Raw genomic sequence first — 13,994 nt, forward strand, 5'->3', positions numbered from 1 at the left:
ACGACAGATGGTGGACAGCGGCACCCGCGGTCATGCCACTGGGGGCGCCTCTCGTGACGAGAGGCGCCCCCAGTGGGCGATGCACGGCAGGGCCGCAGGGCCCCGTACGGGCCGAGACGTCCGTCAGCCCATGAACTTCTTGAACTCGTCCGGCAGCTCGAAGTCGTCCTGGGCGCTCTGCTGCGGGAGGCCGAAGGCGTTGCCGCCCTGCGCGCCGGCCTCGCGGCGGGCGGCCTCCTCTTCTTCCTGCTGCTTGCGCTTCATCGGGTTGCCGGAGCGCTGCTTGCCCTTGGCCACCTTCGGCTTCTTCTTGGCGCGGCCGGGGCCGCCGCCCATGCCCGGCATCCCCGGCATGCCCGGCATCCCGCCGCCCTGGGCCATGCGGGACATCATCTTGCGGGCCTCGAAGAAGCGCTCGACCAGGCCCTTGACCGCGCTGACCTCGACGCCGGATCCCTTGGCGATACGGGCGCGGCGCGAGCCGTTGATGATCGTCGGGTCCTGGCGCTCGCCCGGGGTCATCGACTTGATGATCGCGCCGACGCGGTCGACGTCCCGCTCGTCCAGGTTGTTGATCTGGTCCTTGATCTGGCCCATGCCCGGGAGCATGCCGAGCAGCTTGCTGATGCTGCCCATCTTCCGGACCTGCTCCATCTGGGCCAGGAAGTCGTCCAGGGTGAAGTCCTGGCCCTTCTTGGACGCCAGCTTGGAGGCCATCTTCTCGGCCTCTTCCTGGCTGAACGTCTTCTCCGCCTGCTCGATCAGGGTGAGGAGGTCACCCATGTCGAGGATGCGGGAAGCCATCCGGTCCGGGTGGAAGGCGTCGAAGTCGTCGAGCTTCTCGCCGTTCGAGGCGAACATGATCGGCTTGCCGGTGATCTGCCGGATCGAGAGGGCGGCACCACCGCGGGCGTCACCGTCGAGCTTGGAGAGCACCACGCCGTCGAAGCCGACGCCGTCGCGGAAGGACTCGGCGGTGTTGACCGCGTCCTGGCCGATCATCGCGTCGACGACGAAGAGGATCTCGTCGGGGCTGACGGCGTCGCGGATGTCCGCGGCCTGCTGCATCAGCTCCTGGTCGATGCCGAGGCGGCCGGCGGTGTCCACGATCACGATGTCGTGGACCTTGGCCTTGGCGAACTCGATGGAGTCCTTGGCGACCTTGACCGGGTCGCCGACGCCGTTGCCCGGCTCGGGGGCGTAGACGGCGACGCCCGCGCGCTCGGCGACGACGCTGAGCTGGTTCACCGCGTTCGGGCGCTGGAGGTCGGCGGCGACGAGGATCGGGGAGTGGCCCTGGTCCTTGAGCCACTTGCCGAGCTTTCCGGCGAGCGTGGTCTTGCCCGCGCCCTGGAGGCCCGCGAGCATGATCACGGTGGGCGGGTTCTTGGCGAACCGGAGGCGGCGGGTCTCACCGCCGAGGATCGTGACGAGCTCGTCGTTCACGATCTTCAGGACCTGCTGGGCGGGGTTCAGCGCCCTGGAGACCTCGCTGCCGAGGGCCCGCTCCTTGACGTTCTTGATGAAGGTGCGGACGACCGGCAGGGCGACGTCGGCTTCGAGGAGCGCGATGCGGATCTCGCGGGCCGTGGCGTCGATGTCCGCCTCACTGAGGCGCCCCTTGCCGCGGAGGTTTTTGAACGTCGCGCTGAGGCGGTCGGAGAGGGTATCGAACACGGTGGCTTCGGTCCTCGGAGTCGGGGTCGGTTTCGGGCTGCCCTCCAGGGTATCTGGCCCCGCAAGCGATTCGTCCCCGCACACCGCATTCGACGGGCGGCGACGCGGCCCGCGGGGGCGGGCACCCGAGTCTCCGGCCCCGCGGGACCGGCTTCCGGCGACCGGAGGACTCCCCGGGTCGCGGAGATCACATCCCGCCGGCACCGGTCGGATGCGGAACGGCCGGTGGGGGGCGGGAGGTCCGGAGCCGCGACGCCCTCCCCCGCCCGGGCCGCCCAGGCCGCCGCCTCCCCCGGCAGGGGCTCCCTGTCGGGTGCGCAACGGCCGGTGGGGGGCGGGAGGGCAGGAGCACTGCGCTTCCTCCACCGCCCGGGCCACCCAGGCCCGGGAGGTCAGGAGCGTCCTCCACCGCCGCCGGGCCACCCAGGCCCGGGACGTCAGGAGCGCAGTGCTTCCTCCACCGCCCGGGCCACCGAGGCGGCCTCCTCCCCCGGCAGGGGCTCCCCCTTCGTGCCCGTCACGTAGAAGGCGTCCACGGCGTTCGCGCCGAGCGTGGAGACGTGCATGCTCCGTACCCGCACCCGCGCCGTCTCCAGGGCCCGCCCGATGCGGTGCAGCAGGCCGGGGGCGTCGTGGGCGCGGACCTCGATGACGGTGGCCAGGCGGGACGCCGCCGGAGCGACGGTGACGCGCGCGGGGGGCGCGACGACCCCCCGGCGGCGCGGGTAGGCGGCGTCGCGTTCGGCGAGACGGGCGCTGATGTCCAGGGAGCCGTCGAGGGCGCGTACGAGGTCGGCGCGCAGCCGGGCGGCCTGCGGCAGGGAGCCGTACTCGGCGGCGACGCGCCAGTTGAGCAGCAGCACCGAGCCGTCGACACCGTCGGGCAGGTCCAGGGCGCGCAGCTCGGCGGTACGGACGGTCAGCCGGTGCATGGCGAGGACGCCGGCCACCGACGGGAGCACGCCGGGCTGGTCGGGGACGGCGATGAGGAGTTCCACGCCGAGCGGTTCCGGATCGGCCGGGGCGGCGGGTTCGGCCTCGGTGTCGAGGGGTTCCGTCTGCGCGCGCAGGGACAGGACGGGCCCGCCGGTGCGGCACGCCTCGATCGCGAGGCGTTCCATCTCGGCGGTCGGCGCGACGGCCTCGGGCTCCTCGGGAGCCTCGCCGGAGAGCACGGCCGAGACGCGTTTGACCAGGTCGGCGACGAGGGAGCCGCGCCAGGAGGACCAGGCGGCGGGCCCGGTGGCCAGCGCGTCCGCCTCGGTGAGCGCGTGCAGCAGTTCCAGGGTGCCCTGCGACCCGACGGCCTCGGCGACGGAGCGGACGGTGGCCGGGTCCTCCAGGTCACGTCGGGTGGCGGTGTCGACGAGCAGCAGATGGTGGCGTACGAGGGTGGCGAGCACCGTCACCTCCGCGCGGTCGAAGCCGATGCGGGCGGCCACGTCCCGGGCGATGATCTCGCCGGCGACGGAGTGGTCGCCGGGCCAGCCCTTGCCGATGTCGTGAAGGAGGGCGGCGACGAGGAGGAGATCGGGGCGGCCGACGCGGCGGGTCAGTTCGGAGGCGCGGACGGCCGTCTCGATGAGGTGCCGGTCGACGGTCCAGATGTGGACGGCATTGCGCTGGGGCCGGCAGCGCACCCGCTCCCAGTCGGGGAGCAGCCGGGTGATGAGCCCTTCGGCCTCCAGTGCCTCCCAGACCTCGATGGTCGGGCTGCCCGAGCCGAGGAGGGTGACGAGCTGTTCGCGTGCCTCGGCGGGCCAGGGTGTGGGCAGCGGACGTACGGCGGCGGCCATGCGCCTTACCGCGTGCAGGGACAGCGGGAGGTCGGCCTGCGCGGCGGCGGCCGCGGCGCGCAGCGGGAGCACGGGGTCGCGCTCGGGCCGGGCGGCGCGGGCGAGCACCACCTCGCCGTCCTGTTCGACCACGCCCTCGGCGAGCGGGGACCGTTCGCCGACGGGTTTGCCGCCGCCCAGCATGGCGCGCAGCCGGGGTCGCACGGAGCGTGAGCGCAGGACGCGTCCGACCTCGCGCCAGGTGACGTCGCTGGCGTACGACACGACGCGGGCGGCCTCGTACACCTGGCGCAGGAGGGTGTCGGCGTCCAGCAGTCCGAGCTCGGCGGCGACCTGGTCCTGTTCCTGGAGGGCGAGGCGGTCGGTGGCGCGGCCGGTGGCGAGGTGCAGGGCGTCGCGGACGTCCAGGAGCCGGCGGCGGGCGTCGGCGAGGCCTTCGCGGGGCGCGTCCGCGAGCCAGGAGGCGGCGACGGCGCGCAGGGCGGTGGCGTCGCGCAGTCCGCCGCGGGCTTCCTTGAGGTCGGGTTCGAGGAGGTACTGGAGTTCGCCCTGGCGTTCGGCGCGCTCCGCGCACAGTTCCTGGAGCTGGGGCAGCCGCTTGGGCGCCTGGTTGCGCCAGTCGGCGAGGACGGCCGTGCGCAGTCCGGCGGTGAGGCCGAGGTCGCCGGCGATGTGGCGGGCGTCGAGGAGGCCGAGCTGGGCCTTGAGGTCGTCGGCGGCGGTCTTGCGGGCCTCGGCCGGGGTGCGGACCGAGTGGTCGAGATCGAGGCCCAGGTCCCAGACCGGGTACCAGACGCGGTCGGCGAGGGCGGCGACGGCGCCCGGGTCGGTGCCGTCGTGCAGGAGGAGCAGGTCGAGGTCGCTGCGTGGGGAGAGTTCGCCGCGGCCGTAGCCGCCGACGGCGATGAGGGAGACGCCGCGCAGGCCCTTGGATCCGGCGGTGAACAGGCCGGTCAGCCAGTCGTCCGTCAGTTCCGCGAGGGCGGTACGGCGCGGCGGCCCGGACCGCGCCCCCTCCTGGAGGAGGCGCAGCCGGGCCGCCGCGTAGCCGCTGGGTCCCGAGTCCTCTGCTTCCACTCGCGTGTCCGTACTCGTCACCCAGCGACTCCTGTCTTTCCTCTTCGTGCGGGCCGGTCCGTCAGAGCGCGTCGGGGCCGCGCTCGCCGGTGCGGACCCGGACGGCCGTGTCGACCGGGACGGACCACACCTTGCCGTCACCGATCTTGCCGGTGCGGGCCGCCTTCACCACGACGTCGACGAGCTGTTCGGCGTCGTCGTCCTCGACCAGCACCTCGATGCGGATCTTGGGGACGAGGTCGACCGTGTACTCGGCACCGCGGTACACCTCGGTGTGTCCCCGCTGCCGACCGTAGCCGCTCGCCTCGGTGACCGTCAGTCCGTGGACGCCGAACGCCTGCAGCGCCTCTTTGATCTCGTCGAGCCGGTGGGGCTTCACGACGGCGGTGATGAGCTTCATGCGTCCACCTTCTTGGCGTCCGTGTCGGCCGGGGCGGCGGGCACGGCGGTCCGGGCGGCGCCACCACCGGCGCCGCTGAAGTCGTATGCGGTCTCGGCGTGCTCGGCCTGGTCGATGCCGGCGATCTCCTCGTCCTCGGTGACCCGCATGCCGAGGGTCTTGTCGATGACGAAGGCGAGGATCGCGGAGACGACCAGGGAGTAGCCGAGGACGGCGAAGACGCCGGCGCACTGCTTCCAGAACTGGGTCAGGCCGCCGCCGTAGAAGAGGCCCTCGACCGTGGACTGGCCGTGGCCGCTGGCGAAGAGGCCGATGAGCAGGGAGCCGATGACACCGCCGACGAGGTGGACGCCGACGACGTCGAGCGAGTCGTCGTAGTTGAACCTGTACTTCAGGCCGACGGCCATGGCGCACAGGACACCGGCGATGGCGCCGACCGCGATGGCGCCGAGCGGGGAGACCGCGCCGCCGGACGGGGTGATGGCGACCAGACCGGCGACCGCGCCGGAGGCGGCGCCCAGCGTGGTGAACGCGCCGTGCCGGATCTTCTCGTAGAGGAGCCAGGCCAGCATGGCCGCGGCGGTGGCGACCTGCGTGTTGACGAACATCAGCGCGCCGACGCCGTCGTCGTTGCCGAGCCACGAGCCGGCGTTGAATCCGAACCAGCCGAACCACAGCAGACCGGAGCCGAGCATCACCAGCGGGAGGCTGTGCGGGCGCATCGGGTCCTTCTTGAAGCCGACGCGCTTGCCGATGACCAGGATCACGCCGAGTGCCGCGGCACCCGCGTTGATGTGGACCGCCGTACCACCGGCGAAGTCGATCACTCCGAGCTCGAAGGCCCAGCCGCCCGCGCCCCACACCCAGTGGGCGACGGGGAAGTAGACCAGCGTGGCCCACAGCGTGATGAACAGGGACCACGCCGTGAACTTCACGCGGTCCGCGAGGGCACCGCTTATCAGTGCGGGCGTGATGATCGCGAACATGAGCTGGAAGACCATGAAGACGAAGACCGGGATGGTGTACCCGTCCCACAGCTCCGTCAGGCCGATGTTGCTGAGGCCGACCCAGTCCGAGGTCCAGCCGATGAACGATCCCTTGTCCGTGCCGAAGGCGAGCGAGAAGCCGTACAGCACCCACAGGATGGTGATGATCCCCATGCTGATGAAGCTCATCATCAGCATGTTGAGCGTGCTCTTGACGCGGACCATGCCTCCGTAGAAGAAGGCGAGGCCCGGCGTCATGATGAGCACGAGGGCGGAACAGATGAGCATGAACCCTGTGTTGGCGGCAGACAGCTTGGGTGCCTCTGCGGCAAGGGTGATGGCTGGTGCCATCGGCGTCTCCTCGTCGTTGGTACGGCCCCGTGCGGGCGAAGCCTGAATGGGTCGTGAGGGGTGGGCCGGTTATGCGCCATGAGATTGACGCAGCGCGGTTTCCGTGGACGCCCCTCGATGTTTCGCACCAGTGACGAAGGCGCTCTGCGTGTTACACGTTCATGAACTGCCTGATTGTGGTCGAAGCGATCGTTATCGTGACGCAATCTCCCGGGGGACGCTCGCGGCGCCCCGGGGCGCGCGGAGACCCGCCCACGACATGGCGGATTCTCGCGGGAGCGGGCCGGGGCGGCGCGTACGACGCGGGCGGGGGCCGCATACAGCGGAACCGGCCACGTCCGGCCGTCCGATGACCTGGCATGGGGGAGCCGAGTCGGGCAGTTCAGGACGACCGGCCGCGGCCGGAGTACTGCGCGGGGCCGGCGCCGCGGCCCTGGGTCAGACCGCCTCGGCGGTCTCGGGCAGGTCGACGGCGAGCTGGTCGGTGAGGTCGATGACCTCGGCGAGGTCCCCGAAGTCGCGGACGGCGGTGTCGACCGTCTTTCGGATACGAGTGTTGACGCGCTCGGAGCGCACCTTCTTGCCGATCCTCAGGGCTTCCTTGGCCAGGACGGCACTCTGCTCGGGCTCACGCTGCAGCAGGTGCACGGTGGCCATGCCGATGAGGTTGAGTGCGTACGACCTCTGGTGCTCGGAGTCCTTGCCGAAGAGGTCGACCGCCTTCTGCATGAGGGGCTCGGCCATGGAGGCGTACGTGGGGCTGCGGCCGGCGACGTACGCGAGGTCACGGTAGGAGTGCGAGTTCTCGCCGTACAGCTCGGCCCGGGAGAAGAAGCGGATCCAGTCGGGGTCCGGCTCGTCCCACTCGTGCACGTCGGCGAAGGTGTCCTCGGCCATGCGGACGGCCCGCTTGCACTTTCCGGGCTGGCCCATGTTGGCGTAGGCGCGGGCCTCCATCGCATACAGCATCGACTGGGTGCGCGGGCTCGCGCAGTCACGGCTGCCGTACTGGGCGAGGTGGATCAGCTCCAGCGCGTCCTCGGGCCGACCGAGGTGGATCATCTGCCGGCTCATGCTGGAGAGGATGTACGAGCCGAGCGGCTTGTCGCCCGCCTCCTTCGAGGCGTGCAGGGCGAGCACGAAGTACTTCTGCGCGGTGGGCTGGAGTCCCACGTCGTAGCTCATCCAGCCCGCCAGCTCGGCCAGTTCGGCGGCGACCTTGAACAGCCGCTTCTCGGTGGCGGCGGGCTGCGGTTCCTGGAGGAGGTCCGTCACCTCGTGCAACTGGCCGACGACGGCCTTGCGTCGCAGTCCGCCGCCGCACTGCGCGTCCCACTGACGGAACATCACGGTGGTGGACTCCAGGAGATCCAGCTCCGGTTGGGAGAGTCTGCCGCCGCGGCGCGTGGAGGCCGGCGGTTCGGCGGGCTCGTACGCCGCCGGCGGGGTGGGCACGAGCCAGCGCTGCATGGGCTCGATGAGGGCCGGGCCCGCGGAGAGCCCCAGCGAACTGCCGAGGAAGCCGCGCCGGGCCAGCATCAGGTCACTGCGCGAGTACTCGCTGATGAGCGCGACGGTCTGGGGGCCGGTCCACGGCAGGTCGACGCCGGACACGGAGGGTGCCTGGTGGGCGGCGCGCAGACCGAGGTCCTCCACGGCGACGACACAGCCGAACCGCTCCGAGAACAGCTCCGACAGGATCCGCGGGATCGGCTCGCGCGGGTTCTCCCCGTCCAGCCAGCGGCGCACCCGCGAGGTGTCCGTCGAGATGTGGTTGGCCCCCAACTGACGGGCCCTGCGGTTCACCTGGCGCGCCAGCTCGCCCTTCGACCAGCCACTGCGCACGAACCACGAGCCGAGCAGCTCGTTGGGGCGCCTGTCAGCGTTCGTCCCGCCTCCGCCGTTGCCGCCCACTGGAACGCCCCCACTCCCCGAGACCACTTGTCGCCGCTCTGCGCCAAGCCCTATCAGAATGCCCGTAAACGCGGCCGCGCGTCCGGTAGTTCTCACCCTTCGAACGGGAACCCGGCTTGCCCTTGGCATACTCGCGAGTAAACAAAAGCCCAGGGCTCGTGCACTCAAAGTAATCCTACGATCACGCGTCCAGCCATGGCGATCCGTGAAACGCCACCATTCGCCACCCCTTCGAATGAACTCCAGTCGCCCTGCTCGCGATTCACTTGACACAGAACGACCAAGGGTGGGCGGAGAAGCGCACTCCAGGGCGCACGGAGCCGAACACACCACCCCTTGCGCGACAAGGCGCTGTCTGGATCGCGTGAAACCGGGCAGGCAGGAACAGAGGGTGACAATCCGGTTCCGTCACGTAACCACGGGCGCACCGGACCCGTTGGAGGGGGCATGGGCTTCACGATCGGCAGTAGTCGGGCGATGCGCGACATCCGGACCGGTGCTCGGCGCCGCGGCCGCTCGTCGGAGGGCGGCGCCGTCGCCGCGTTCACCGGACTGTGGGGATGGGACGTGGTCCCGGGCGCCCGAGCCGCCGCGGGGGCGTGCTCGTGCGGCCGGGCCGACTGCCCGGCACCGGGCGCGCACCCCCTGGCCTTCGCCCCGACGATCCCGGCGGGCACCACGCTGAACGAGGCGACGGGCGTCTGGGCGGGCTTCCCCGGCGCCGCGGTGATGCTGCCGGTCGGCCGGGCCTTCGACGTCATCGAGGTCGCCGAGGCGGCCGGGCGGCGCGCGCTCGTCCGGCTGGAGCGCATGGGGCTGCCGCTCGGTCCCGTGACGGCCGGCCCGGACGGCCGCGCCCACTTCTTCGTCTCCCCCGGTTCGGCCGCCGAACTTCCCGAGCTGCTCTACCGCATGGGCTGGGACGACGCCTTCCTCGACCTGCACGGCCTCGGCCCGGGGACGTTCATCACCGCCCCGCCCTCCGACCGCGCGGGGCTCGGCCCGGTCCGCTGGCTGCGCTCCCCCGCCCTGGACGCCGCCCCGAAGCCGCCCCCGGCCAGGCTGCTGCTGGGCACCCTCGCCTACGTGGCACACCGCTCCCGGGCCTGACCCGGGGAGCGAGCGGAACGGACGAAGCGCCCGTCCCCCGCAGTGCTGCGGGGGCGGGCGCTTCTTCGGGCACCTACGCGTTCGCGCGGGTGGTCACTCTCCGATAAGGGCGTCAACGAACGCCTCCGGCTCGAACGGCGCCAGGTCGTCCGCGCCCTCTCCGAGACCCACCAGCTTGACCGGGACGCCCAGCTCGCGCTGGACCGCGATGACGATGCCGCCCTTCGCCGTGCCGTCGAGCTTGGTCAGCACGATGCCGGTGATCTCGACGACCTCGGCGAACACGCGCGCCTGCACCAGACCGTTCTGCCCGGTGGTCGCGTCGAGGACGAGCAGCACCTCGTCGAGCGGGGCGTGCTTCTCCACGACGCGCTTGACCTTGCCGAGCTCGTCCATGAGGCCGGTCTTGGTGTGGAGCCGGCCCGCGGTGTCGATGAGGACGACGTCCGCGCCCTCCTCGATGCCCTCCTTGACCGCGTCGAACGCGATCGAGGCGGGGTCGCCGCCCTCGGGGCCGCGGACGGTACGGGCGCCCACGCGCTCGCCCCAGGTCTGGAGCTGGTCTGCGGCGGCGGCGCGGAAGGTGTCGGCGGCGCCGAGGACGACGTTCTTGCCGTCGGCGACGAGCACGCGCGCGAGCTTGCCGGTGGTGGTGGTCTTGCCGGTGCCGTTGACGCCGACGACCATCACGATGCCCGGGGTGTCGAGGTTCGAGTCGGTCTTGACCGCGCGGTCGAACTCCGGGACGAGAAGCTGGATCAGTTCCTCGCGCAGCAGGGCGCGCAGTTCGTCCGGCGTCCGCGTGCCGAGCACCTTCACGCGCTCACGCAGCCGCTCGACCAGCTCCTGGGTGGGCTGCACACCGACGTCGGCGACGAGCAGGGTGTCCTCGATCTCCTCCCAGGTGTCGTCGTCGAGGTGCTCGCGCGAGAGCAGCGTGAGCAGCCCCTTGCCGAGCGCGTTCTGCGAACGCGAGAGCCGGGTGCGCAGGCGCACCAGGCGCCCGGCGGTCGGTTCCGGGATCTCGATCTGGGGGGCGGCGGCCGGGGGTTCTTCGACGACGACCGACGGGGCGGCCGAGCCGTCGGGGAGATCCACCTCCTCCAAAGTGCGGCGCGGCTCGTCGTGCGGCGCCTCGGCCTCGTCGCCGACGTGCGGTTCGGCCGGTGGAGCGGTGATGTCGGGGGCGGCGGGGGGCGGCGGGGGCAGCTGCTTCCGCTTGCGACTGCCGACGACGAGCCCACCGAGCGCGCCGATCACCACCACGGCGATGACTACAGCAAGGATGATGGTTTCCATAACGTCCTCAGTATCGGCCATCCCCTGTGCGGGAAGCTTTCTCCCCGCGCGGGGGAACGCTTGTAGTTTCGTACGAAGACCGGAGTCCCGGGGTGGCCCCCGGACGTCCGCGGCTATGGCAACCTGACGCCCCGTCAGCTACCGTCCCCCTCCACATACGAAGGGGGGCTCCCCATGCCCGTGACGGTCGTGCGCTTCAACCTCGTCGAACCCGACGCCACCCCCGCCTCGCTCAGCGCCCGCTACCGGGCCGCCGTCGAGATGGCCACGTACGCCGACGACCGCGGGATCACCACGGTGCAGACGGAGGAGCACCACGGCGCCGTCAACAACTGGCTGCCCTCGCCGTTCGCGTTCGCGGGCGCGGTCTTCGGGGCGACCCGCAGGATCGCGGTCACGGTCTCGGCGGTCATCGGCCCGCTGCACGACCCGCTGCGTCTCGCCGAGGACATCGCCGTGCTCGACCTGCTCAGCGGCGGCCGCCTGGTGACCGTGGCCGGCATCGGCTACCGGCCCGAGGAGTACGCGCAGTTCGACGTCGACTGGAAACGGCGCGGCAGGCTCCAGGACGAGCTTCTGGAGACGGTGCTGAAGGCCTGGACCGGCGAGGAGTTCAGCTACCGGGGCCGTACGGTACGGGTCACCCCGCGCCCGTTCTCGGACCCGCACCCCCTGCTGCTGGTGGGCGGTTCCTCCCCGGCGGCGGCCCGGCGTGCCGCCCGGCTCGGTCTGCCGTTCTTCCCCAGCGCGCATCTGCCCGAGCTGGAGGCCTACTACAAGGAGCGGCTCACCGAGTACGGCACCGAGGGCTGGACCATGATGCCCGGCGCCGAGACGCCGCTGCTGCACATCGCCGAGGATCCGGACCGGGCCTGGGCCGAGTACGGCCGGCACTTCCTGCACGAGGCGCGGACGTACGCCTCCTGGCAGTCCGGTGAGATCCGCTCGGCGGTGAAGTCGGCGGCCACCACGGTCGAGGAGCTGCGCGCCGAGGGCGTCTACCGCGTCCTCACGCCCGACCAGTGCGTGGAGCTGGGCCTGGACAGCCTCGTCCTGCATCCGCTGTCGGGCGGGATGCCGGTGGACGAGGGCTGGCGCAGCCTGCATCTGTTCTGCGAAAGCGTGCTGCCCCGGCTCGGGTGACCTCTCGGTCCGGGCCGGGGCGGCACGCCCTCTTCACGAGTACGAGGAGAGGGGCAGCGGGGACTTGGCCCTTCTCCTCGAGTCCGGGGGGGGCACCGGCGGCCGTGGGGAGCCGCCGGTGACACGGGCGCTCAGCCCATCTCCTCCAGGGCCTTGCCCTTCGTCTCCTTGACGAACTTGAGCACGAAGGGGATGGAGAGCACGGCGAAGCAGGTGTAGATCACGTAGGTGGCCGAGAGGTTCCAGTCGGCGAGCGAGGGGAAGCTCGCGGTGATGGCCCAGTTGGCGATCCACTGCGCGGAGGCGGCGACACCGAGGGCCGCGGCGCGGATCCGGTTCGGGAACATCTCGCCGAGGAACACCCAGACCACGACACCCCAGGAGAGGGCGAAGAAGAGGACGAAGACGTGCGCGGCGATCAGGGCGACCCAGCCCTGGGTGGCCGGCAGCTTGCCGTCGACGAGGTCGTAGGAGAAGGCCCAGGCCTCCAGGCCGAGACCGATGGCCATACCCACCGAGCCGATGAGGGCGAGCGGCTTGCGGCCGATGCGGTCCACGAAGATCATCGCGATCACTGTGCCGATGATGTTGATGATCGACGTGGTGAAGGAGTAGAAGAACGAGTCCGTCGGGTCGACGCCGACCGACTGCCACAGCGTCGAGGAGTAGTAGAACGCGACGTTGATGCCGACGAACTGCTGGAAGACCGAGAGTCCGATACCGATCCAGACGATCGGCAGGAAGAGGAAGCTGCCACCGAGCAGGTCCTTGAAGGTCGACTTGTGCTCGCCCTTCATGGCCGTCTCGATCTCCAGGACGCGGGCGTCGAGGTCGATCTTGTCGCCCTCGACCTCCTTGAGCACCTCACGGGCGCGGTCCCTGCGGCCCACTTCGAGCAGGAAGCGCGGCGACTCGGGGATGGCGAACGAGAGCAGACCGTAGAGGACGGCCGGGATGACCATGACGCCGAGCATGACCTGCCAGGCCTCGACGCCGAAGAGCTGACCGCGCTGGTCGCCGTCGGCGGCGTTCAGGATGGCGTAGTTGACGAGCTGCGAGATGGCGATGCCGACGACGATCGCGGCCTGCTGGAACGAGCCGAGCCGTCCGCGGTACGCGGGCGGGGAGACCTCGGCGATGTAGGCGGGGCCGATGACGGAGGCCATGCCGATGGCGAATCCGCCGATGATGCGCCAGAAGGCGAGGTCCCACAGCGCGAAGGGCAGGGCCGAGCCGATGGCGCTGATGGTGAAGAGGCTCGCGGAGATCTGCATGCAGCGGATGCGTCCGATGCGGTCGGCCATGCGGCCGGCCGCCGCCGCGCCGACGGCGCAGCCGATCAGCGCGATGGCGATGACCTGGGCCAGGGCCGCGGATCCGATGTCGTAACGGTCCCGGATGGCCTCGACCGCGCCGTTGATCACGGCACTGTCGTAGCCGAACAGGAAGCCGCCCATCGCGGCCGCCGCCGCGATGAAGATGACATGCCCGAGATGCTCGGGAGGAGCCGGCTTGACTCCTGGCACAGGTGCCTGCGATGCGCTGGTCACGTAAGACTCCTCGGGCCACCGGCCTCGCTGCCGGGGGTGGGGGGCGAAAGCCTTCGCTGGTGGTTACCAGTGGCGCACAGGTTCACGCGGGCCACCACCTGAAGGTAAAAGCAACGTCGCAGAGACTATGCCTTCAACTTTCGAAGTCAAACCTGGGGGTGGGTGGGAGCTTTCTCGGTGCTTTCCCGGGCGATGTGACGTAGTTGTGTTCAAGCTTTGAACATCAAGTGCCCGAATGGTCCAACGAACGCCGGTTGCCTGCCCTGCTCGCGTTGCTCCCGGAAGCCCGAGCGGGGAGGATCCGGTCATGCCGCAGACCACGGTCGTCAACCTCAAGGGTCACCGCGACGATCCCGCGTACGCCGATGTCGTCTACGTCGGCCGGGCCATGCACCGGGGCGGCTGGCACCTGGCCGGCTCCCCGCTGGCGAGCCCGTTCCGCCCCGGCCACGACGGCACCCGGGACGAGGTCGTCGAGATGTACCGCGCCTATCTGCTGGCACGTCCGGAACTGCTGGCCCGGCTCCCCGCCCTGCGCGGTCACCGCCTCGGATGCTGGTGCGTCCCCGAGCGCTGCCACGCCGAGGTGCTCGCCGAACTCGCCGACGAGGGCGTGGGCGAGGACCTGCCGGCACCGGACGACCGGCCGTAGAACGGCGGCCCGGACCGAAAGCGGGCGCACGACCGCGGA

At 71.1% G+C, this 13,994-nt stretch carries 10 protein-coding genes; 3 read left to right on the forward strand and 7 right to left on the reverse strand.

Annotated features, from left to right (window positions below; all coding sequences use genetic code 11):
- Nucleotides 1-123: 123 nt before the first annotated feature.
- From ffh to ACFRIC_RS27520, 5 genes are all read right to left on the reverse strand, one after another.
- Nucleotides 124-1,677, reverse strand: coding sequence for a signal recognition particle protein (gene ffh, locus ACFRIC_RS27500; RefSeq protein WP_382790804.1), 1,554 nt, complete (start codon nt 1,675-1,677; stop codon nt 124-126).
- A 437-nt stretch (nt 1,678-2,114) separates the two neighbouring features.
- Nucleotides 2,115-4,571 (reverse strand): [protein-PII] uridylyltransferase, encoded by a 2,457-nt coding sequence (locus ACFRIC_RS27505; protein WP_382790807.1) that lies wholly within the window; start codon nt 4,569-4,571, stop codon nt 2,115-2,117.
- 40 nt (nt 4,572-4,611) lie between these two features.
- Entirely contained in the window at nt 4,612-4,950 is a 339-nt protein-coding gene (locus tag ACFRIC_RS27510; protein ID WP_037625082.1) for a P-II family nitrogen regulator, read from the reverse strand.
- The gene (locus tag ACFRIC_RS27515; protein ID WP_382790811.1) at nt 4,947-6,287 is read right to left on the reverse strand and encodes an ammonium transporter; all 1,341 of its coding nucleotides are present in this window, start codon (nt 6,285-6,287) and stop codon (nt 4,947-4,949) included. Before ACFRIC_RS27515 ends, ACFRIC_RS27510 begins: the two co-directional genes overlap by 4 nt.
- Before the next feature lie 438 nt (nt 6,288-6,725).
- Nucleotides 6,726-8,201, reverse strand: coding sequence for a hypothetical protein (locus tag ACFRIC_RS27520; RefSeq protein WP_382790813.1), 1,476 nt, complete (start codon nt 8,199-8,201; stop codon nt 6,726-6,728).
- Between the two features lie 447 nt (nt 8,202-8,648).
- On the opposite strand from ACFRIC_RS27520, the gene ACFRIC_RS27525 reads away from it, so the two are divergent.
- Nucleotides 8,649-9,311 (forward strand): bifunctional DNA primase/polymerase, encoded by a 663-nt coding sequence (locus tag ACFRIC_RS27525; RefSeq protein WP_382790816.1) that lies wholly within the window; start codon nt 8,649-8,651, stop codon nt 9,309-9,311.
- A 93-nt stretch (nt 9,312-9,404) separates the two neighbouring features.
- Here ACFRIC_RS27525 and ftsY read toward each other — a convergent pair whose 3' ends face one another.
- A complete protein-coding gene (gene ftsY / locus ACFRIC_RS27530; RefSeq protein ID WP_382790820.1) occupies nt 9,405-10,610 on the reverse strand; it encodes a signal recognition particle-docking protein FtsY in 1,206 nt (401 codons plus the stop codon).
- Between the two features lie 174 nt (nt 10,611-10,784).
- Between ftsY and ACFRIC_RS27535 the strand changes: the two genes are divergently transcribed.
- Complete coding sequence (locus ACFRIC_RS27535) at nt 10,785-11,753, forward strand: LLM class flavin-dependent oxidoreductase (RefSeq protein WP_382790823.1); 969 nt, start codon at nt 10,785-10,787, stop codon at nt 11,751-11,753.
- Nucleotides 11,754-11,884: 131 nt separating this feature from the next.
- Here ACFRIC_RS27535 and ACFRIC_RS27540 read toward each other — a convergent pair whose 3' ends face one another.
- Nucleotides 11,885-13,303 (reverse strand): sugar porter family MFS transporter, encoded by a 1,419-nt coding sequence (locus ACFRIC_RS27540; protein WP_382790826.1) that lies wholly within the window; start codon nt 13,301-13,303, stop codon nt 11,885-11,887.
- A 307-nt stretch (nt 13,304-13,610) separates the two neighbouring features.
- On the opposite strand from ACFRIC_RS27540, the gene ACFRIC_RS27545 reads away from it, so the two are divergent.
- The gene (locus tag ACFRIC_RS27545) at nt 13,611-13,955 is read left to right on the forward strand and encodes a DUF4326 domain-containing protein (RefSeq protein WP_382790829.1); all 345 of its coding nucleotides are present in this window, start codon (nt 13,611-13,613) and stop codon (nt 13,953-13,955) included.
- Nucleotides 13,956-13,994 lie beyond the last annotated feature (39 nt).

The sequence above is a fragment of the Streptomyces sp. NPDC056738 genome (assembly GCF_042790435.1).
Taxonomy (GTDB): domain Bacteria; phylum Actinomycetota; class Actinomycetes; order Streptomycetales; family Streptomycetaceae; genus Streptomyces.

Excerpts from the sequence above, each read along its gene's own strand:
- ftsY (WP_382790820.1), bottom strand. The coding sequence starts at position 10,610 with ATGGAAACCATCATCCTTGCTGTAGTCATCGCCGTGGTGGTGATCGGC.
- ACFRIC_RS27535 (WP_382790823.1), top strand. The coding sequence starts at position 10,785 with ATGCCCGTGACGGTCGTGCGCTTCAACCTCGTCGAACCCGACGCCACC.
- ACFRIC_RS27510 (WP_037625082.1), bottom strand. The coding sequence starts at position 4,950 with ATGAAGCTCATCACCGCCGTCGTGAAGCCCCACCGGCTCGACGAGATC.
- ACFRIC_RS27525 (WP_382790816.1), top strand. The coding sequence starts at position 8,649 with ATGGGCTTCACGATCGGCAGTAGTCGGGCGATGCGCGACATCCGGACC.
- ACFRIC_RS27545 (WP_382790829.1), top strand. The coding sequence starts at position 13,611 with ATGCCGCAGACCACGGTCGTCAACCTCAAGGGTCACCGCGACGATCCC.
- ACFRIC_RS27515 (WP_382790811.1), bottom strand. The coding sequence starts at position 6,287 with ATGGCACCAGCCATCACCCTTGCCGCAGAGGCACCCAAGCTGTCTGCC.